Source organism: Polaromonas sp., from assembly GCF_039930745.1.
In the GTDB taxonomy this organism is placed as follows: Bacteria; Pseudomonadota; Gammaproteobacteria; order Burkholderiales; family Burkholderiaceae_C; genus Polaromonas.
In genome coordinates this window covers 1-20,029 of the sequence record NZ_JBDTTH010000019.1, presented here as the reverse complement: position 1 = coordinate 20,029, position 20,029 = coordinate 1, and the positions used below count along the sequence as shown (strand labels likewise).

22 protein-coding genes are annotated in these 20,029 nt (G+C 62.3%); 15 read left to right on the top strand and 7 right to left on the bottom strand.

The features are described 5' to 3' along the window. The first annotated feature begins 4 nt into the window (after window positions 1-4). Window positions 5-2,641 carry an ABC transporter permease gene (locus tag ABI660_RS08720; protein WP_348066954.1) on the top strand — a complete coding sequence of 879 codons (2,637 nt, stop codon included), beginning with the start codon at window positions 5-7 and terminating at the stop codon, window positions 2,639-2,641. 105 nt (window positions 2,642-2,746) lie between these two features. Then, window positions 2,747-3,007, top strand: a complete 261-nt coding sequence (locus tag ABI660_RS08715) for a hypothetical protein (protein WP_348066952.1) — start codon at window positions 2,747-2,749, stop codon at window positions 3,005-3,007. A gap of 11 nt (window positions 3,008-3,018) precedes the next feature. Here ABI660_RS08715 and ABI660_RS08710 read toward each other — a convergent pair whose 3' ends face one another. Further along, window positions 3,019-3,921, bottom strand: a complete 903-nt coding sequence (locus ABI660_RS08710; RefSeq protein WP_348066950.1) for a LysR family transcriptional regulator — start codon at window positions 3,919-3,921, stop codon at window positions 3,019-3,021. 90 nt (window positions 3,922-4,011) lie between these two features. On the opposite strand from ABI660_RS08710, the gene ABI660_RS08705 reads away from it, so the two are divergent. Then, the gene (locus ABI660_RS08705) at window positions 4,012-4,236 is read left to right on the top strand and encodes a DUF1127 domain-containing protein (protein WP_348066948.1); all 225 of its coding nucleotides are present in this window, start codon (window positions 4,012-4,014) and stop codon (window positions 4,234-4,236) included. Window positions 4,237-4,334: 98 nt separating this feature from the next. Then, window positions 4,335-4,589, top strand: a complete 255-nt coding sequence (locus tag ABI660_RS08700) for a hypothetical protein (RefSeq protein ID WP_348066946.1) — start codon at window positions 4,335-4,337, stop codon at window positions 4,587-4,589. A gap of 18 nt (window positions 4,590-4,607) precedes the next feature. Here ABI660_RS08700 and ABI660_RS08695 read toward each other — a convergent pair whose 3' ends face one another. Further along, a complete protein-coding gene (locus ABI660_RS08695; protein ID WP_348066944.1) occupies window positions 4,608-5,045 on the bottom strand; it encodes a universal stress protein in 438 nt (145 codons plus the stop codon). Window positions 5,046-5,162: 117 nt separating this feature from the next. Between ABI660_RS08695 and ABI660_RS08690 the strand changes: the two genes are divergently transcribed. Both ABI660_RS08690 and ABI660_RS08685 read left to right on the top strand, forming a co-directional pair. After that, window positions 5,163-6,248 (top strand): lipocalin-like domain-containing protein, encoded by a 1,086-nt coding sequence (locus ABI660_RS08690; RefSeq protein WP_348066942.1) that lies wholly within the window; start codon window positions 5,163-5,165, stop codon window positions 6,246-6,248. A gap of 193 nt (window positions 6,249-6,441) precedes the next feature. Continuing rightward, window positions 6,442-7,164, top strand: coding sequence for a phytanoyl-CoA dioxygenase family protein (locus tag ABI660_RS08685; protein ID WP_348066940.1), 723 nt, complete (start codon window positions 6,442-6,444; stop codon window positions 7,162-7,164). 49 nt (window positions 7,165-7,213) lie between these two features. Here the strand turns inward: ABI660_RS08685 and ABI660_RS08680 are convergent, their stop codons facing one another. Continuing rightward, on the bottom strand, window positions 7,214-7,639 hold the full coding sequence (locus tag ABI660_RS08680; protein ID WP_348066938.1) for a helix-turn-helix domain-containing protein: 426 nt from the start codon (window positions 7,637-7,639) through the stop codon (window positions 7,214-7,216). A gap of 77 nt (window positions 7,640-7,716) precedes the next feature. Here ABI660_RS08680 and ABI660_RS08675 point away from each other — a divergent pair, with 77 nt between their 5' ends. The 7 genes from ABI660_RS08675 to ABI660_RS08645 all read left to right on the top strand — a co-directional run bounded on the left by ABI660_RS08675 (window position 7,717) and on the right by ABI660_RS08645 (window position 13,447). After that, the gene (locus ABI660_RS08675) at window positions 7,717-8,226 is read left to right on the top strand and encodes a DUF2938 domain-containing protein (protein ID WP_348066936.1); all 510 of its coding nucleotides are present in this window, start codon (window positions 7,717-7,719) and stop codon (window positions 8,224-8,226) included. 55 nt (window positions 8,227-8,281) lie between these two features. Continuing rightward, entirely contained in the window at window positions 8,282-8,875 is a 594-nt protein-coding gene (locus tag ABI660_RS08670; protein ID WP_348066934.1) for a flavodoxin family protein, read from the top strand. Next, entirely contained in the window at window positions 8,872-9,099 is a 228-nt protein-coding gene (locus ABI660_RS08665) for a DUF2798 domain-containing protein (protein WP_348066932.1), read from the top strand. The genes ABI660_RS08670 and ABI660_RS08665 overlap by 4 nt, the downstream gene beginning before the upstream one ends. A 355-nt stretch (window positions 9,100-9,454) precedes the next feature. Further along, a complete protein-coding gene (locus ABI660_RS08660; RefSeq protein ID WP_348066930.1) occupies window positions 9,455-10,951 on the top strand; it encodes a hypothetical protein in 1,497 nt (498 codons plus the stop codon). 143 nt (window positions 10,952-11,094) lie between these two features. After that, on the top strand, window positions 11,095-13,059 hold the full coding sequence (locus ABI660_RS08655; RefSeq protein WP_348066928.1) for an ATP-binding protein: 1,965 nt from the start codon (window positions 11,095-11,097) through the stop codon (window positions 13,057-13,059). Beyond that, entirely contained in the window at window positions 13,056-13,238 is a 183-nt protein-coding gene (locus ABI660_RS08650) for a hypothetical protein (protein ID WP_348066926.1), read from the top strand. The genes ABI660_RS08655 and ABI660_RS08650 overlap by 4 nt, the downstream gene beginning before the upstream one ends. Before the next feature lie 26 nt (window positions 13,239-13,264). Continuing rightward, window positions 13,265-13,447: a hypothetical protein gene (locus ABI660_RS08645; RefSeq protein WP_348066924.1), complete on the top strand. Its 183-nt coding sequence runs from the start codon at window positions 13,265-13,267 to the stop codon at window positions 13,445-13,447. Between the two features lie 110 nt (window positions 13,448-13,557). On the opposite strand, the gene ABI660_RS08640 is transcribed toward ABI660_RS08645, so the two are convergent. Then, window positions 13,558-14,457, bottom strand: a complete 900-nt coding sequence (locus ABI660_RS08640; RefSeq protein ID WP_348066922.1) for a KUP/HAK/KT family potassium transporter — start codon at window positions 14,455-14,457, stop codon at window positions 13,558-13,560. Window positions 14,458-14,670: 213 nt separating this feature from the next. Between ABI660_RS08640 and ABI660_RS08635 the strand changes: the two genes are divergently transcribed. Then, window positions 14,671-15,603, top strand: coding sequence for an LOG family protein (locus ABI660_RS08635; RefSeq protein ID WP_348066920.1), 933 nt, complete (start codon window positions 14,671-14,673; stop codon window positions 15,601-15,603). A 404-nt stretch (window positions 15,604-16,007) separates the two neighbouring features. Here the strand turns inward: ABI660_RS08635 and ABI660_RS08630 are convergent, their stop codons facing one another. After that, window positions 16,008-16,235 (bottom strand): hypothetical protein, encoded by a 228-nt coding sequence (locus ABI660_RS08630; RefSeq protein ID WP_348066918.1) that lies wholly within the window; start codon window positions 16,233-16,235, stop codon window positions 16,008-16,010. A 153-nt stretch (window positions 16,236-16,388) separates the two neighbouring features. Here ABI660_RS08630 and ABI660_RS08625 point away from each other — a divergent pair, with 153 nt between their 5' ends. Further along, window positions 16,389-17,297: a LysR family transcriptional regulator gene (locus ABI660_RS08625; RefSeq protein WP_348066917.1), complete on the top strand. Its 909-nt coding sequence runs from the start codon at window positions 16,389-16,391 to the stop codon at window positions 17,295-17,297. A gap of 10 nt (window positions 17,298-17,307) precedes the next feature. Here ABI660_RS08625 and ABI660_RS08620 read toward each other — a convergent pair whose 3' ends face one another. Both ABI660_RS08620 and ABI660_RS08615 read right to left on the bottom strand, forming a co-directional pair. After that, window positions 17,308-18,870, bottom strand: a complete 1,563-nt coding sequence (locus ABI660_RS08620) for a DHA2 family efflux MFS transporter permease subunit (protein WP_348066915.1) — start codon at window positions 18,868-18,870, stop codon at window positions 17,308-17,310. A 2-nt stretch (window positions 18,871-18,872) separates the two neighbouring features. Then, the coding region (locus ABI660_RS08615; protein WP_348066913.1) for an efflux RND transporter periplasmic adaptor subunit at window positions 18,873-20,029 on the bottom strand (1,157 nt) is incomplete at its 5' end.

The following is a 20,029-nucleotide window of genomic DNA, read 5'->3' as shown; positions in this document are numbered from 1 at the left end:
GCCCATGCTCGCCCTCCTCTCCACCTTCTCCTGGCAGGAGCTGCTGCACCACAAGTGGCGCAACGCGGCGGCCGTGGTAGCCGTCATGCTGGGTGTGGCGCTGGCGTTTTCGGTGCAGCTGATCAATGCGTCTGCACTCAGCGAGTTCTCGCAGGCCGTGCGCTCGGTCAACGGCCAGCCCGACCTGGAACTGCGCGCCATGCGCGGGGTGTTTGATGAAGCGATTTATGCACGCGTGGCCGCACACCCGCAAGTGACGCTGGCGAGCCCGGTGCTGGAACTCAGCACCTATGCCGTGGCCGCCAACGGGAAACGTGTGGCGCTGCGCGTGGTTGGGGTTGATGCGCTGGTGGTGGCGGCGCTGGCGCCGGCATTGATGCCCGTGCCATCGGCCGGGGCCGATCGGCTGGCGCTGCTCTCGCCCGACGCCCTCTTCCTCAACGCGGCTGCGCGCCAAAGCCTGCCGGACGGGCAGCTCCACTTGCAGAGCGGCCTGAACCTGCTTCCTGCCCGCGTGGCGGGCAGTGTCGCCGCGGGCGGTGCAGCGCTGGCGGTGATGGACATTGGCGCGGCGCAGGAGTTGTTTGGCCGCACCGGCCAACTCTCACGCATCGACGTCCGCCTGCAGGCCGGCACCGACCGCGCCGCCTTTGTCAGTACGCTGCAATTACCCGCCGGCATCACGGCCACCGAGCCGGGCGACGACGCACAGCGCGTGAGCAATCTCTCGCGCGCCTACCGTGTCAACCTCACGGTGCTGGCGCTGGTGGCGCTGTTCACCGGCGCTTTTCTGGTGTTTTCGGTGCTGTCGTTGAGCGTGGCCAAACGCGCGCAGCAGTTTGCGCTGCTGGGGGTACTGGGCCTCACCGGCCGCGAGCGCCTGCGTCTGGTGCTGTGGGAGTCCGCGCTGCTGGGCACCGCCGGCAGCGCCGCCGGCATCGCGCTGGGCACGGCGCTGGCCGCGCTGGCCTTGCGCGTGCTGGGCGGTGACCTAGGCGGCGGCTATTTCTCCGGTGTGGCGCCTGCGCTGCAATGGGACCTGGGAGCCGCTGCGGTTTACGGCTTGCTCGGCATCGTTGCAGCGCTGGTGGGCGGCTGGTGGCCCGCGCGCGCCGCACAAAAGCTGCCGCCCGCGCAAGCCCTCAAGGGCCTGGGTGCACCGCCGGCCGGTGGCACGCCCTACCGGTTCAGCCTGCTGCTAATCGCTGCAGGCGGGCTGTTGGCCCTGAGCCCGCCTGTTTTTGGCATGGCACTGGGCGCCTACCTGTCGGTCGGCTTGCTGCTGGTGGGCGGCATCAGTGCGCTGCCCTGGCTCATCGCCCTGCTGTATGACCGCATCGCCCCGCACGCGGCACAACGCCTGCTGCCGCTGCTGGCGGTGGAAAGGGCGCGCCGCGTGCGCGGCAGCGCAGCGGTGGCGGTCAGCGGCGTGGTGGCTTCGCTGAGCCTGGCAGTGGCGCTGACGGTGATGGTGGCGAGTTTTCGCGACTCGGTCACCCACTGGCTGGACGTGGTGCTACCGGCCGACCTGTATGTGCGCACGGCCAACAGCACGGCCGCCAGCGACACGATTTCTTTCAGCCCGGAGTTTGTGCAGGCGCTGGCGCAGTTGCCGGGTGTGGCGCGCGTCGCCACCTTGCGCGTCACAAGTTTGCTACTCGACGCCAACCAGCCCACGGTGGCGCTGATTGCGCGTGACCTGCAAGACCCGGCCGCCAGCTTGCCGCTGGTGGGCAGTGCGCTGCCGGTACCGCCGGGCCATGTGGCGATTTATGTGAGCGAGCCCATGGTCGATTTGTACGGCGCGCGCCCGGGCAGCGTCTTTACCTTGCTTTCCAAGCCTTTTAGTGCTCTAGCCCTTGATGGTCGGGCGCAAGCAGCTATTGATTCAGGAGCAAACGAGGCGACAGCCAATAAGGGACCGCGCAGCGAAGGGCCGCCCCGAGCAACGCAAAGCGACAAGCGTGGGGGCGAACGTTTCTATGTGGCCGGTGTCTGGCGCGACTACGCACGCCAGTTCGGCGCCATTGCCATGGACAGTCGCGACTTCCAGGCCCTGACCGGCGACCGGCGCGTCAACGACCTGGCGCTCTGGCAGGCCCCGGGCGCGAGCGATGCGCAGCTGCAGCAGGCCGTGCGTGAACTGGCGCAGGCACAGTCGGGCGCCGGGGCCTTGATCGAGTTCGCTTCCAGCAGCCAGATACGCGCCACCTCGCTGCGCATCTTTGACCGAAGCTTTGCCGTGACCTACTGGTTGCAGGCGGTGGCCATTGCCATCGGCCTGTTCGGCGTGGCGGCCAGCTTCAGCGCCCAGGTGCTGGCGCGGCGCAAGGAGTTTGGCCTGCTGGCGCACCTGGGCCTGACGCGCCGGCAAATCCTCACGCTGGTCGCAGGCGAAGGCGCCGCCTGGACGCTGGCCGGCGCGCTGGCCGGGCTGGGCCTGGGCCTGGCGGTGTCGCTGGTGCTGGTGCATGTGGTGAACCCGCAGAGCTTTCACTGGACCATGGACCTGGCCCTGCCCTGGGCGCGGCTGCTGGCGCTGTGCGCGGCTGTGTTTCTGGCGGGCACCGTCACCGCCTGGCTGGCCGGGCGTGCGGCGGCCGGCAAGGACGCGGTGCTGGCGGTTAAGGAAGACTGGTAGCGGCGTAAAAAACTGCCACCTGGCGATCTGACGGAGCTGCGCGACCCGCTCTTTCATTTGCTTACCAACTACCTGGTTTTTGATGGTGAAAGTTTGTGAATTGTCATGACTTCGTCGCACCGCACGCGCATCATGAATGTCTCACTCGAGGAGATCTTCACCATGGCAACCGCTCAATTTCGCATTGAAAGCAGGGACCCTCTGCGCGGCAGCCTGCTGCCCCCGGCCTCACTTCAGCAGCTCTACACCAACCAGTCGCTGGCTGTGGCCGTGGCGGTGAAAAGCCTGACCGATCCCACGCGCCAGGACATTCGCGTGGTGCACATTCCCAGCGGTGAAGTTGTTTTCCAGACCTCGCAGCATTAACCTGTGCGCCGCTATCTTTCGCCGCTTCCCTGGCGGAATTGCTCCAGCGTCAACAGCAGGTTGCGCGTGGCGCCGTCCACCGCTTCGAGCGGCCTGTGCACTACGGCCGTATGCCGCGTCAGCAGCGGCTTGAGTGGAACCACCTGCACACCCTGGTGCACCAGCGACTCCGCAGGCTGCTCCAGCGGCAGCACCGCCGCGCCGTAGCCGGCGGCCACCAGGCTTTTCATCGCTTCGTTGTAGTTGAGCTCGATGCGCGTGCGCGGGCTCAGGCCCGCATTGGCAAACCACTCCATGGTCAGGTGGTACATGTGCGTGGTCGAATCGTTGAAAATCAGCGGCCGTGCAGCCAGCCATTGCGGCGTGATGCGTTTGGGCACCGTCCAGTGCGCGGGAACAAAAGCCATCATCGGGTCGCTGCGCCAGTGCGTCATGACGACGCCGGGCCGGGGAAGCTGGGGCGAAGCGACCAGCCCGACGTCCAGCGTGCCCTGGCTGAGCCGTTCCATGGCTTCGCTGGAACCGAGGATGTTGACCTCGACATCAATGTCGGGGTGCGTCCGCTCCATGGCCTTGAGCACTTCGGGCAGCAGATACACCAGCACGCCGGTTGAACTGCCCAGCCGCACGCGGCCAATGCGGCCCTCGACATGGCGTTGCACCGCGTCCACCGCGTCGTCGGCATCGCGCAACAGGCGCCTGGCGCGCTGCACCAGCACCGCACCGGCAGCCGTAGGCTCTACCCTTCTGCCGCCGCGCAGCACCAGCGGCGCACCCAGCCGGCTCTCCAGTTCGCTGACATGCAGGCTGACGGTGGGCTGGGCCAGGTGCAGCGCGCGCGCCGCCGCTGAAAAAGTTCCCAGGTCGGCAATGGCCACCAGGGTGCGCAGTTGATCAAGGTTCAGTTCACGCATCAGAAATCCTGATAGTTTTGATCAGAAAACTCAACTTCCACAATACCACGATAAACCGCACCATTGGCAGCTTCACCCAGGAGCATCGCCATGCTGTACAAAATCGTTGGTTTTCCTTTTCTTGCGCTGGCGCGCGGACTCACGCAGATGACGCGTGTGTTGCCGTCGTGGCCGTCACAGGACAAGGGACTGCGCCGCAGCCGAGACGAGTTGGCGCAGATGAGCACACGGGAACTGAACGACCTGGGCATAGGCAGGGGTGACATTCCCGCCTTGCTTGATGAGCCAGCGGCCTGGCGCAGGGACAGGCGCTAGTGTCCTGCCTGAAGGGCAAGAAAATCAGTGCATTGCACCATCAACCGGCGTAGCATGGAGGGCGGAAACTCCCAAGCGTTTTCCGGAGGTGCTGCATCATGAACATCGTATTGGCTGCCATCGTTCTGGCCTTGATCTGCCTGCTGGGGATCTGGCTGCTGCCCAGCTGGCGCGCGCTGAGTGCGCAACTCGGTAACCTGTTCCCCAGCGCGCCAGAGCCTGACACCGGCTTCGGGGCAATCAAACCGGCGCAACGGCTGCGCGCCGGCAAACAGCCACCCGTGCATGCACCGGCGTACCTGCACGGCAGCAAACGACACACCGTGCTGCCGTACCAGGCGCGCGGCCGTTAGCGCCAGTTCGCCGCGCGCTCAGTGGGTGATGACCACCAGCACGCTGCAGGGCGCGTGTTCGATCAACGACTTCGACACCGAACCACGCCACCAGCGCGCCGCCCAGCCGTCCAGATGTTTGTGGCCCACCGCGATCAGGTCGGCGCTGATTTTCTTGGCGTATTTGGTGATCTCATCAACCGTTTCACCCACCACCACCTCGCCTTTTGCCTGATGGCCAGAGGCCGCCAGCTGGCGCAAACCTTCGTCCAGGATGGCGGTGTATTTCTCTTTCTCATGCTCGGCCAGGCTTCTGTCGTACACGCCGCCTTCCACACCGATCAGGTCCATGTAGAGCGGCGTCACGGCAATCAGCGTCAGCGCGGCCTGGCTCCACTGCGCAATCTCCTGGCAGTCCAGCAGTGCCTGCTGCCCGGCCTTGGAGCCGTCATATGCCAGCAAAATCTGTTTGTACATGTTGCATCTCCCGCATAGAGTCAAAGAAAAATTTTCACGAACGGTTCAAGGATAGACCTTACATTCCTGCCCCGCAACCGCAACGCTCCCTAGTTTCCTTGCTGCGAAAATGAATTGATGCGCCCTGCCAACGCCCTTGCCCACCTGTCCAGCCCGCTGCGCCGGCGCTTGCTGCTGGCCGCGGGCATCGCCGCAAGCGCCGGCCCGGTCCGCGCGCTGCCCACGAAAGCGCTGCTGTTTCCGCGCGATTTTGGTGCACACCCCGACTTTCACACCGAGTGGTGGTACATCACCGGCCATGCAAGCTCGGGCTCGCGCGAGTTTGGTTTTCAGCTCACGTTTTTCCGCTCGCGCGTGGACGGCACGCAAGGCATGGCGTCGAAGTTTGCCGCCAAACAGCTGATCTTTGCGCATGCCGCCGTCACCGACGTGCAGGGCAACAAGCTCTGGCACGACCAGCGCATTGCCCGCGAAGGCTTTGACATTGCCAGCGCCAGCACGCAAAGCATGGCCCTCAAGCTGCGCGGCTGGTCGCTGCAAAGCCAGGGGCGCACCCATAGCGCCCGCCTGCCCGCCAGCGACTTTGCAATGGACCTGGCGTTTACCGAAACACAACCGGTGCTGCTGCAGGGCAAGCAGGGTCTGTCGCGCAAGGGGCCGGAAGAAAAACAGGCCAGTTATTACTACAGCCTGCCGCAGCTGGCCACCAGCGGCAGCCTGCAGCTCAAGGGCCAGAAGTTTGAAGTGACAGGCAAGGCCTGGCTGGACCACGAATGGAGCGAAGAGCTCTTGCACCCCAGCGCCACCGGCTGGGACTGGATAGGCATGAACCTCGACGACGGCAGCGCCCTCACCGCCTTCCGCCTGCGTGACAAGGAGGGCAACGCCGTGTGGGACGGCGGCTCCTTCCGCTCTGCCAAAGGCGAGCTTTTTCCCTTCAGCCGCGGCGAAGTGATCTTCAGACCCGTGCGCCGCTGGAAAAGCCCGCTGAGCCAGGCCACTTACCCGGTGGAATGGCTGGTACGCACCCCGGCCGACATCTACACCGTGCGCGCCGTCATCGACAACCAGGAACTCGACAGCCGTGCATCAACAGGCGCGATTTACTGGGAAGGCCTGAGCGAGCTGATCGACAGCAATGGCAAGCGCGTCGGGCGCGGCTACCTGGAAATGACAGGGTATGCATCGCCACTGCGGCTGTAGCAAGACACAAGACGTCGAGCGCGCCATCGAGCACGATACACTTTGCGGGGCCGCAAGCCCGGATGCCGGACTTGCTCACTTGCCAAAGAGATATTCATGGCGCTGGAGACAGCGGGCAAGTGCAGGCCTGGGCTTAGGATCATTGCGTCGGGCGAACACCCCTCCAGATCGCCCGCCACCTTCCAGACCCGCCATGGCCAAACGCACCCTCCCTCTGCAACCCTCCGACATTGATTTTTTCAATGCAGAGGGTTACCTGCAACTGAAGGGGTTTCACCCCGGCAAGCAAATGGCCGGCATCAAAAAAAGCATCATGGATGAGCTCAGGCGCCTCAATGTCTGGGCGTCGGGAAAGAGCCTGCCCAGCCCCCTGCGCGCCTTGCCGCCCTTTCAGCAGATTGCAAGGCTTTCCACGCTCGTGAAGATACCAGGCATGCACGAAGCGGTGATGACGCCGCAGCTGTCTTCCGTCATCGCCTCACTGGCCGGGCGCACGCCTTCTGCCATCCAGGACACGCAGCTCCTGCTGTCTTTACCCAACCAGGGCACCTGGACGCTGGAGGGATTGAACTGGCATGTCGATGTCGCAGCAGAACCGCCCACCTCGCTCCCGGGTATCCAGGCCTTCTTACTGATCGATGAGGTCTCGCCTCATGGCGGCGCGACACTCACGCTGGCGGGCTCACACAAGGCCATGGCGCGCCAGGCAGCCCATCAACCCGCGCTTCGGGACATTCTCAAAACAAGCACAGACCTGGCCACCAGCCTTCAGGGAACCGGTATTCATGTTGTCGAAATGTCGGGGCAGGCGGGCGACGTTTTCCTGATGGATATGCGGCTTTTACACACACCGTCCATCAACGCAACCAAACACATCCGGATGATGGCAACTGCGCGCTTCTTCCTGGGCGCATAAAAGCAAGCGGGTTGCGGCTCGCTTCCATGGTGTTGAACCGATCCCTTTTTTACGAAGGCACCGCTCGGGTCTTCTTCACCCGCGGCGCCAGTTCCCCCGCCACCGCCGCGCGAAGCAGGCGCTGAAAGGTCGGGCACTCCGCATGGCTGGGCGCGGGGCACACCGCCGCATGCCTCAGCCCGTTGCGCATCGCCTTCAGGCGCCGGATGGTCTGGTCCAGCTCGTCCGCCTTGGCGCTGAGCGACTGCCGATTGATGCTGGCTTTGCCGTCCGGCGAAAACATGGCGCCGATGTCACCCAGCGAAAACCCGGCCGCCTGCCCCAGCGCAATCAGCGCCAGCTGGTCCAGCACGCCCGGTGAAAACGTGCGGCGCAAACCCTGCCGGCCCACCGAGGTGATCAACCCTTTTTCCTCGTAATAACGCAACGCGGAAGCGGGCAGACCCGATTTTTTGGCGACTTCGGCGATATCCATCAAAAACCTCTTGACTTCAAGTTGACTTGAACTTGTAGAGTGACACCAACTTCACTTTTCGTCAACGGGGAATCCACATGAACACATTGATTACAGGCGCGGCGTACACCCTGCTCATTGGCATGGGCGCGACCGCGGTCATGGACATCTGGCTGCTGCTGCTTCAGCGCCTGGGCGTGCCCACGCTCAACTTCGCGATGATCGGCCGCTGGGCCGGTCACTGGCGCCGCGGTACCTGGAAGCACGACGCCATCGCGAAGGCGGCGCCGGTGCGCGGCGAGCTCGCCTTGGGGTGGCTGCTTCACTACACGACGGGTATTGCCTTCGCAGGCCTGCTCGTCGCCATCGTCGGCCTGCCCTGGCTTCACAGCCCGACGCTGCTGCCGGCCTTGGGCGTGGGCATTGCCACGGTGGCCGCGCCCTGGCTTGTCATGCAGCCGGCGATGGGCGCAGGCATCGCTTCGTCCCGTACGCCGGCACCGGGCAAGAACCGGCTGCGCAGTCTGGTCAACCACAGCGTTTTTGGATTCGGCCTGTACCTCGCCGCCGATTTGTCCGCCGTTCTTGTCGCCTGGATCTCGCGATGAAGACTTTTTTCAGAGATTCGTTCACACACACACAACCCAACATTGAAAGCAGAACATGAAGAAGCAAAAACTGGCCGTCATCTATCACAGCGCGCATGGCCACACCGCGCACATCGCCGGGCACATCCTGGCAGGCGCGCAATCCGTGCCCGGCATCGAGGCGCATTTGCTGAAGGCCGAAGACCTCACCGGCGCGCCCGACCGCCTGCTGGACTACGACGGCTTTGTCTTCGGCTCACCCACCTACCTGGGCGGGGTGTCCGGCACCTTCAAGACCTTCATGGATGCCACCGGCCGGCTCTGGAAAAGCCACGCCCTCAAAGGCAAGCTGGCGGCGGCCTTCACCGTGTCGTCTCTGCCCGCCGGCGACAAACAATCCACGCTGCTGTCGCTCTTCGTCTTCGCCATGCAGCACGGCATGGTCTGGGTGGGCAACGCCATCCTGCCCGAGCAGCGCAGTGGCGTACCTGAGGAAGAAGCCCTGAACCGGCTGGGCTCCTGGTCAGGTCTGATGGCGCAGGCCGGGCACTCAGCGCCCGCAGACGCCTTTCCGCCCGGCGACATCAAAACCGCGCAACTGTTCGGCGCCAACGTCGCCCAAGCGCTGCTGCGCATGGCATGTTCTGAAGAATTAAAGGTGACCGCATGATTCCGAGAAAATTCGAGCCCGTCCTGTTCGGCTTGGTCCTGTCAGGCCTAATGTCGCTGCTGGTGTCCGGCATCTCCACCTTCCGCGCCACGGGCCTGGTGCCTGGCTTTTTGATGCTGTGGGCGGGTTCCTGGCTCATGGCGTGGCTGTTCGCCTTTCCGGCCGTGGTGCTGGTGGCGCCGGTGGCGCGCAGGGTAGTGCGGAGTCTGTTGCGGCCGGATTGAGGATACGGCACCCCACAAGATGCTCGTGTGTTGAGTCACCCGGTAAGCAACCCATCGTACTGGCGCTGCGCATGATGCAGTGGGAGAAAGGTGCCAAGCCGGAGAATGAAGTGCTAGGAGAGGAAAAGCGGCTGGTGATACCAAGCTGTAGCAACAAACCTCTGGCGGTAGCTATCGACAATAGGTGGTTATCGGTATCAACTACGCTGTCCTGACTCCCGCTCCACCACCGGACCGGCTCGAGGACATCGTTAGCGACCGGAGCTGAAGTAGACGATTTTTACGTATCGCTCCGACATGGACAACGCTAGCTTAAAAAACGCGTCGTCGCTGATATTGGTTTGAGGAGAACTTAATGGGCCAAGCTAGAAGGCGCGGTAGTTTTGAGCAAAGGCAAGCGGAACTGTGGACGCAGTATGGTGTCAAGCCACTCACGCCGGAACGATATAACGCTTATGTTGCGTGGACGCGCACGCCCATCGCTTCATTTTTGGGCGAGGAACTTGAGTTTTTCTCGTCATCCGACGAGGTTTTGGTAGGTGTCATTCTGCTCGACACGACGGATCGCGACTTTGCTTTTGTCACCCTGGGACGCGATGAGAAGGGGCGATTCAGGGCTATTGATTGCAGCGCGAGTTTGACGAGGACAGAGGCACGACATCTCCTGTTTGCGAGCATCAAACGTCATGGCGACTCGCGCAGCGCAGTGTTTCCACAGGGTGATGCGGACGACAAGGCTGGCGTCGATCTGTTCCAAGCCACGGCTCCTAGGGACAAGCTTCACCCTTCATTCAAACTACTCAACGAAGGGGACCATTGGATACCAGCCAAGTCCATCATGTCCGAGATGATGCGTCACTTCCGAGACGTAGACGGAAACTTCGTCGAGCAGTTCCAGACGACGGGGTTCGACTCTCGGATATGGGAACTGTACCTATACGCTGCATTGCTTGAACTGGGTTTGTTCGTAGAGAAGCCAAACCCAGCCCCCGATTTCTGCGTCAAGTCCGGGCGGAAGCAGGTTTTCATTGAGGCAGTCACCGTGAACCCGTCTGCGGGCGAACCGAAAGTCGAGCCTTCCAAGGAAGGGCTGATGCGCAGTCCAGAAGAGATTCTTGAACTCCTCAAAGGCAAGGCTCCGATTAAGTTCGGCAGCGCTCTGTACTCCAAACTGAATCGGAAGAAGCCTTATTGGGAGTTGGATGACGTAAAGGGGAAGCCTCTAGTTTTTGCCATCGCAGATTTTCATGAGAGTCAGTCGATGACTTGGACATCCCCGGCCCTGCTGCAGTATCTCTATGGCGTGAGCCACGACTTCGTTCGAGATGAAGCTGGTCAACTAGTCATTAGCCCGATCAAGCTGGAAGCATTTGAGTTTGAGGGAAAGAAGATACCTGCGGGCTTTTTTCTTCTACCGGGTTCAGAGAACGTCAGCGCAATACTATTCAGTTCCTCCGGAACGCTTTCTAAGTTCAATCGAATGGGGCGCCTGGCTGGATTCGGGCTCGCGAACCAGCACATTTTTCGCTGGGGGCTCCATCACAAGCATGATTTGAACTCGGCGCTACCAGAACCCTTTCTCCACGACGTGCGGCAGGGCATCACGACGGAGACTTGGGCAGAAGGGCTGTCGATGTTTCACAACCCTCAAGCCCGCCATCCGGTGGATCACCGGATTTTTCCTTCCATCGCCCATCACCGGTACGTGGACGGACAGATCGAGAGCCTTCTCCCAGACTTCCATCCGTATACCTCGTACACGTGGAATCTTCTGGCGGTGGACGACGAAACATTTGAGAAGACACGCAAAGAGTTTGAGAGCGGTATTAATGCGCAGCCGGTCGACACATGACTCGATCAGTAAAATTCGGAATTTCAAAAGTACGACCCAGAGGTCAATGCTTGATGCTTCAAGCATTGGGGAGTATCGGTCCGGCTTTTGAAAAAATTTGACACATACAGGGAGAAACGGCCGTGGCTAGACCGAAGAATCAAGTGGACACTGCGACGGGCTCGTTCTTCGAAGAGGACTATCTGGTGCGCTCGCTTGGCCGGATTGCGCATGATCCAGAAGTTGCACTGACAGAACTGGTGGCAAATGCGTGGGACGCTGGCGCATCCCTTGTCGACATCACGGTGCCCAGTGTGGGACATACTGCCTTGGTGGTTCAGGACGACGGGCACGGCATGAGCCCCCTCCAGTTCAAGGGGCGTTGGATGCGGTTGGGTTACGACCGAATCAAGCACCAAGGCGTGCAAGTCGAGTTCCCGCCAGATCGCGCGGCCTGGCGCCGGAAAGCCTATGGGCGCAATGGCGTGGGCCGGCATGGCCTGCTGTGCTTCGCCGATCAATACTCCGTTGAAACGTGGCGCGAAGGCAAAGGCGCCGGCTTCGAGATTGGCACTCAGAGCAGCGAAACCCCTTTCAAGATAACGAAAGAGTCTTCCTTCCTACGCCAAGGCACGGGCACGAGACTGTCGGTGGTAGTCGAGCGCCATCTTCCCGATGCAGATCGAATCCGGGAGATTCTGTCGGCCCGGTTTCTACACGATCCGCAGTTCGTCGTGAGGGTCAATGGCCAATCGGTGTCACTGGCCGATCAGTCAGGGCTCATCGAGCGGATGCCGCTCAACATACCCGGTTGCCCGGAGGCCGAGGCATTTGTGGTCGATTCGACACGAGCCGCGAAATCCACGATCTATCAGGGCGTCGCGTTTTGGGTAAATGGTCGCCTTGTAGGCTCGCCGAGTTGGGTGGTCGGATCGGAGGCCGTCATCGACGGTAGAGCCCGTTTTGCAAAGCGGTATTCCATCGTGGTGAAGACCGAGGATGGCTGGACCGGCGAAGTAGAAGCGGACTGGGCGCGGTTCAAAGCAGGGCCGAGGAGCGAGGCGCTCTTCGAGGCTGTGCGCCAATACGCCCAAGAAGTCTTTGGCAAGCTTTCCGCGAACTTGGTCGAGGAGAACTCGGAGGAGGCGTTAATCCGCCATCGCGAAGATTTCAAAGGTCTTTCGCAACTTGGGCGCATCGAAGTCGCGAGCTTTGCGCGCGAGCTGGTAAGAGCCAACCCGACCGTGCACCCGGACACGCTGTCCGCCGCGGTGCAGGCGCTGATCAATTTGGAGAAGTCGCGAGGCGGCGCGGGGCTTCTGGAAAAGCTCACCAAGTTGGACGACACCGACATCGAGGGGCTCGACCGGCTGCTCAGCCAATGGACCGTTCGGGATGCCTTATCGGTGCTCGACGAGATCGACCATCGCTTGGCGGTCGTCACGGCTATCGAGAAGCTTTGCGGCGATCCGGCAACGGACGAGTTGCACACGCTTCATCCGCTGGTGACGCAAGCCCGCTGGCTATTCGGCCCCGAGTTCGACAGCAGCGAATACGCATCCAATGTGAGCCTTCGGACGGCCACCGCCAAGATATTCGGGAAGAGGGTCGCGACGACCGCGTTTTCGAACTCGCGACAGCGACCCGACATCGTCGTTCTGGGCGACGCCACTTGCTCGGTTGTGGGTACAGAGTCGTTCGACTCAGCGAACTCCAATTTGATGCGCATCCAAGACGTATTGATCATCGAGCTTAAGACGGGCAGGTCCGCCATTGGGCGCGAGGAGATGAATCAAGCGGACGGCTACATCCAGGACTTCTTGGGCAGCGGCGCATTGGATGGTACGCCCACGTTCAGGGCCTTTGTGGTTGGCTACGAGATCGCTCCCAAGACCTCGCGGGACAAGGAGATAAAAGAGGAAGGAGTCCTTCGCGGTAAGGTGATGGCAACAACCTACGGCCAACTCACAAGGTCGGCGCATCAGCGACTCTTCCGCCTCAAGGAACGGATACCTGCTCGCTACGAGGATGTTTCCGGTGCCGACCTCTCCGCGAGAGTTATGCAGACCGCAACCCAAGCCCAGCTGTCTCTTGGTGAGGTAAGCCCGAATCAGGCCGAGAAGCCGTGACCAAAAAGCTGTTGCTCTTGGACTACGGTGACGACACGCTGGACGGCCGGCCGATCAAGCTGCGCTTTTTGTGGACCAAGGCGGCGCCCGATGTGCCGCGCTGGGAACAGGCGTTCTCAAGCGACGGCGGCGCGACCTGGGAAACGAACTGGGTGATGACTTTCACGCGTGCGGGCTGATCGCCTGCACAGCCGCCAAGGTGTGCGTGGCCTGCTGGCTCATCACCCAGGGCCACCACCGCAAGACGCTACCCGCCGAAGTCGCCGCACGTGTGCGCCTGCGCGACGTCACGGGCGCGGGGAACTTTGATCTGGTCACGCCGGGCACGCTGGCGTTTGAGGCAGTGTTCGATGAAGTGCGGCGTTTGTTGAAATCGGCGATTTTATAAGTCAAATCGGACTCCAGCCCTTATTGAACGGGCACAACCAGCTATCAAATACATAGCAATTTGACAACCAAATTCAAGAGATAGCCGGCACCCGCATGCTGGCCGGCCGCTCAAATCTGCACCCTCGTCCCCAGTTCGATCACGCAATTGTTGGGCAGGCGAAAGAAAGCAGCCACGCTTCCGGTGTTGCGGGACATGACGGCAAACAGGGCTTCGCGCCAGTGCGCCATGCCGGCCCCTTTGGTCGGCACCACAATCTCGCGGCTGAGGAAATACGAGGTCTCGAACAGGTTGATGGCAAGGCCTTGCGCCTGGCAGAGTTCCAGCGCCTTGGGGATATCCGGTGTGTTGATGAAGCCGTAGTTGACTTGCACCCGCCAGAAGCTCGGAACCAGCGGCGTGACCTGGACGCGCTCTTCAAACGGAATCCATGGAATGTCCTGAAACACCACGGTCAGAATCAGGTTGCGCTCGTGCAGCACCTGGTTGTGTTTGAGGTTGTGCATCAGGGCCTGCGGCACGGTATCGGGGTTGGCCACGGCATACACTGCCGTGCGCGGAATGCGGTGCACACGGTCTGCAGACAGTGCCGTGATGAAGGGCAGCAGCTCCGGGTCGTCGCGCCGCATGCTTTCCATCAGCAGTTCCCCGCCGCGCCGCCAGGTCGCCATGACGGTGAAGATGGCCGCGCCGAGCACCAGCGGAAACCAGCCCCCCTGCCAGAACTTGAGCGAGCAGGAAATCACCAGCAGCAAATCGAGCATCAGAAAAACGCTGGTTGCCGCAATCGCCGCCGGCAGCGGGTAAGCCCAGGCATGGCGCACCACAAAAAATGTCAACACGGTAGTCACCAGCATGGTCACCGTCACCGCAATGCCGTAGGCCGAGGCCAGCGCCGACGAACTGCCAAAGCCAACGACGGCTAGTAGCACCGCCACCAGCAGCAGCCAGTTGACTTCAGGCATGTAGATCTGCCCGGCCTCTTTCGCCGAAAGAGTGCGCCACCACAAAGTGCCTCTGGCGGCAGCCGTCGATGAACCGGCACGCAACGGGAAAGGCCTGAGGCAGCGATTTGCTATGCTTGTTCCGCGCCTCAGCCACTCATGTGGCAGCGAGTGGACGATTGAGGCATTTGTATACAGGTCGTTGGTGGAGGAAAAGCGGCGCGCTCGTTGCCTCCATGATTCACAAACATGACTGGTCCCTGTACAAGGAGAAATGACATGCGATTCAAGCTCATACCGTGGCTGGCGGTTTCAACGCTCATTGCGGGCCTTGCCGGCTGCCAGACAGCAACAGGGCCCGCCAGCGCTGCAAAATCATCAACACCCCCGATCGAGTCCATCGGCTTGAACCTCGCCTGCCCGACATCCAGGTCAACTGTTCCGAACGCCGACTACATCGGACCCTACATGGGCGTGGAGAACATTGTCCCGTTGAAGGAAGTGGCCCAGGACGTGTATTGCTCCGACACTTTCAAAGCCCGGAATTTTCCGCGCGGCTTCGTCACTATTTATGGCAGTTCCCGCATCAAGGAAAAAAATGCCTCATGTGATGCGCGTGGAGAAAACTGCAACGAGGCTGTCAAAGCCGCGAATGATGTGATTTACCGGGACACCAGAAACTTTGCCTACGCCTGGACCCAGCGATATGGCAAGAAGTACCCGATCATGACGGGAGCGGGTCCTGGCGTCATGGAAGCGGGAAACAAGGGGGCCGCTGAAGCGGGCGGAGCCAGCGTTGGCTACACGACGTATTACGACCGCAAAGCCGATCCCGATGTTGCAAAGCCGTATGGCGGTGACGCCAGACTGGCACTCAATGCCTACGTGACGCATGGCTTGATCTTCTCCAGTGTGGCAGTGCGTGAATACACCATGATCAAGCATTCAGCGGCGATGGTCATTGCACCGGGTGGAACGGGTACCGAATGGGAGCTGTTTCAGATCATTGAAACAATCAAGAGCAGGCAACTGGCGAAGGTGCCCGTGTACCTGCTGGGCCATCGCCAGACCCACTGGCGCAGCCTTGAGGCACGCTTGAAGGACATGGTGGACCGGAAAACCGTCAATGCAGAAGAGTTGGCGTTTTTGAAGTATGCGGAAACCAGCGAGGACTTGATCAAGCAACTGGGTGTTGATCTGGGTCTGAACTGATATTTGCGCACAAGCTCTGCAGAGAAGGAAGATCAGACCGCCCGTCGCCCAGAGATCTGAGGCAAGCCCGGCGCCTCGCCGGGTTCAGCTTTGCAGGCTGGCCGATTTCTCAAAGAATTTGAGGTCTTTCAGGTCTTTGGCCCTTATTGCTCCTGCACGAACAGCTATTAAATCAATAGCATCCAGAATTCTCTAAAAGGCCAGATCTTCCCCGTTTGAAAGCCGCTGCTGGAGCCAGAAGGAGTGGCCTGCGCTGAACAGGGAGTGGACAGCACCAGCGTTGCGCCACGCAGCCTGCATTACAAGAGGCTGGGCGCACGGTGGACCGAGTGCCGCACCGAGCGCATGGCCGACCAGCGGGCTCACCCCCAGCCGATAACCACCCTTAGCCGCCTGAAAGCTGATCAGTAGTCGGCGCGCATCAGCCGCTGGGAGCGGGCGCTCATGTTGCGGCGGATGGAGGGTGTCATCCAGGGAGGAGACAGCCGCGCAACGTGCGCGGCGGCCAGCGTTGTGAGCATGGCATCTGCGGCGTCCAGCACTTGGCGAACCACGGAGGGAGACGACGAGCTGCGCTGGCCGACGGAGATTCCGTTGGCTTGGGCGTTGGCGAAAAGTACGGTGCGAGTCATGAAGCTTCCTTTCAAAATTAAGCTGAACAGGGCTGCCTTTTCAGTGGCATTGGGGAAAGTATAGGGTTTACGAGCATAGAAGTAAAACGACTTATATTTCATTTCAATGCAAAAATATTGCTTTAAAAATACCGCCTGCAATGGCGTCCATTGATGGATATCAACCTCGCCCGCACCTTTCTGGAGATCGTTTCCAGCCGCAGCTTTGCCCAGGCTGCGGAACAACTGCATGTCACACAGACAGCGGTCAGCGCGCGTGTGAAAACGCTGGAGGATTTGCTGGGCCGCAAACTTTTTGTGCGGAACAAGGCGGGTGCGTCAATGACAGCGGCGGGCGAGCAGTTTGTCCGCCACGCCATGGCGCTGGTGCAGGCATGGGAGCAGGCCCGCCACCAGATGACAGTGCCGCCTGGGCGCCGGGCGCTGGTCACGGTGGGTTGTGAAATCAGCCTCTGGCATCCCCTGCTGCTGGACTGGCTGCTCTGGATGCGCCAGGGTGCGCCGGACCTGGCCCTGCGAACCGAGGTGGGCCTGGCAGAAGACCTGCTGGAGCGTGTGGCCCATGGAACGCTGGACATTGTCATTGCCTACGCGCCCCGCCAGCGTCCCGGCCTGCGGATCGAGCTGCTGATCGAAGAAAAACTGGTGCTGGTGAGCACCACGCCCGGGGTGCAGGCGCCCGAAGCAGCCGACTACGTGTATGTGGACTGGGGGCCCGAGTTCTCGGCGCAACACAGCCTGGCCTTTCCCGAGCTTTCCAGCGTGGGGGTGTCGTCCAGCTTGGGGCCGCTGGGGCTGGAGTACCTGCTCACGGTTGGTGGCGCGGGCTACTTCCGGCAAAACGTGGTGCTCAGCCATGTCAAGGCTGGGCGCTTGCACCGGGTGCCGGGTGCGCCTGAATTTCTGTACCCGGCGTATGCCGTGTATGCGGCCAACGCGGACATGAAGGTCCTGCAGCCGGCGCTGACCGGATTGCGGCAAGTGGCTGCCGGCCGGCCTGCGGCAAAGGCGCAAAAAACCGGCGGGAACGTCAGGAAAACCAGGCTTTCACCGCCGCGTTAAGCCTGGCGCCTCAGTGCGCACCCGCCGCGGCATCCAGCCCGCCGGTCGGGGCTTTTTGCGGATGGGTCAGCCACACCAGCGGGATCAACGCCAAAAACAGCAGCGCCGAGATCCAGAAGATGTCGTTGGCCGCGAGCATGAAGGCCTGCTGGTCCACCAGGCGGTTGACCTGTGCCAGCGCCTGCTGGGGCGTGAGCCCGGACGCCGTCAGTCCCGACAGCGCGGCCTGCGCGGCCGGGCTGCCGATGTTGATGGTTTCTGCCAGCTGCGCATGGTGCAGCGCGGCGCGGCTTTCCCACAGCGTGGTCGCGATCGAGGTGCCCATGGCCCCAGCGGTGATACGCACAAAGTTGGTCAGACCCGACGCGGCCGGCATGAGCTCGGGCGTGAGGCCCGACATGGTGATGGTCATGAGCGGGATGAAGAAAAACGCCATGGCCACACCCTGGATGACGGTGGGAATCAGGATGGTGCCGAAATCGGCCTGGGTGCTGAATTGCGAACGCATCCACAGCACCAGCGCAAACACCACAAAGGCAAAGGTGGCGTAGCGGCGCGGGTCGACACTGCCCACCGTCTTGCCCACCACTGGCGACAACACCAACGCCAGCAGGCCCACAGGCGCCATGATCATGCCGGCATCTGTCGCCGTGTAGCCCATGAACTGTTGCAGCCACAGCGGCAGCAGCACCACGTTGCCGAAGAACAGGCCGTAGGCCACCGAGGTCGTGATGGTGCCGGCCCAGAAGTTGCGGCGCGCGAACAGGCGCAGCTCCACCACCGGGTGTTCGTCGGTGAGTTCCCAGATCAGGAAGAAGGCAAAACCCACGGCCGCGGTGACGGCCAAGCCGATGATCAGCGGTGAGTGGAACCAGTCGTGCTCTTTGCCCAGGTCCAGCATCATCTGCAGCGCGGCGATCCAGATCACCAGCAGCGACAGGCCCACGGTATCAATGGGCAGCTTCTTCGTGACGCTTTCGCGTTTGTGGTAAATCGTCCAAGCAGCGAAAGCCGCCAGCATGCCCACGGGAATGTTGATGTAGAAAATCCAGGGCCAAGAAATGTTGTCGGTGATCCAGCCGCCCAGCAGCGGCCCCATCACGGGCGCGACCAGCGTGGTCATGGCCCACATGGCCATTGCCAGCCCGGCGAGAGCGCGCGGGTAGCTGGCGAGCAGCAGCGATTGCGACAGCGGGATCATCGGCCCCGCGACAAAGCCCTGCAGCGCGCGCAGCGCGATCAGGCTGGTCATGTTGGGCGCCAGGCCGCACAGCCACGATGCGATGACAAACAGGATGACGCTGGAGACAAACAGGCGCACCTGGCCGAAGCGCTGCGACAGCCAGCCGGTCAGCGGCACGGCAATCGCATTGGCCACGGCAAAACTGGTGATGACCCAGGTGCCCTGGTTCGGGCTGACGCCCAGGTCGCCGGCAATCGCCGGCAGCGAGACGTTGGCAATCGAGGTGTCCAGCACGTTCATGAAGGTGGCGGCTGACAGGGCAATCGTGCCCCAGGTGCGTGCGGACCCTTCGAGCGGCGGATGCGCTACGGCGGCGGGGGCGCTGGCCATGCTCAGTTCGCGCGGGAAGCGGGTGTGGCGGCGGCCAGGGCGGCGGGTGCCGGCACAAGCCTGGTAGAAGCCGTGTGGCTGGCGGCGCGTGCACGCCCAAGGTTGGCGGCAATCACACGGTGCACGGCGGCTTCGGCGCCGTTGTCGGGCACCTGCGGGGCCAGCGCCTGCGACGCGGCAGCGCCCGGCGCATCAGCCAGCGTCTTGCCGTCACGGTTGGTGATATCAACCTCGGCGTCCATGGACAGACCAACGCGCAGCGGATTCTTCGCGATCTCTTCCGCGTTGAGCGCCACACGCACCGGCACGCGCTGCACCACCTTGATCCAGTTGCCGGTGGCGTTTTGCGCCGGCAGCAGCGCAAAGGCCGCGCCTGTGCCCACACCCAGGCCGGCGACAGTGCCGGTGTATTCAACCTTCTTGCCGTACAGGTCGGCGGTGAGCTTGACCGGCTGGCCGATGCGGATATTGCGCAACTGCACTTCCTTGAAGTTGGCATCGACCCAGACCTGCTTGAGCGGGATGATGGACATCATGGGTGTGCCGGCAGCCACGCGCTGGCCAAGCTGCACCGTGCGTTTGGCGACGTAGCCATCGACTGGCGCGGGCATGGCGACACGCTGGGTGGCAAGGTAAGCCTCGCGCACCTTGGCGGCGGCGACCTGCACGCTGGGGTGCTGCTCGACGCTGGTGCCGTCGGTCAGTGCCTGGTTGCTGGCGAGCTGTTCACGCGCAGCAGCCACGCCGGCCTGCGCCGCGGCCATCGCGCTTTTCGCATTGGCCAGCTGCGTCTGGGCGTGGCCGAGTTCTTCACGCGAGACCGCGCCGTTGCCGGTCAGCGCCTGGCGCCGGTTCAGGTCGTCGTTGGCGCGGGTGATTTCGCTTTGCGCACGTGCGACGTCGGACTCGCGCAGCGTCACCTGGGCAGCCAGCGAGCCGTTGTTGGCGTACAGGGTGCGCACCTGGCGCACCGCCTGGGCCAGCGCGGCCTCGGCCTGGTCCAGCGCGACTTTGGCATCGGCCGGGTCGAGCTGCACCAGCGGCTGGCCGGCTTTGACAAAGTCGGTGTCGTCGGCCATCACGCCGATCACGGTGCCGCCGATCTGCGGCGTGATCTGGATCACGTTGCCCTGCACATAGGCGTTGTCGGTGGACTCGT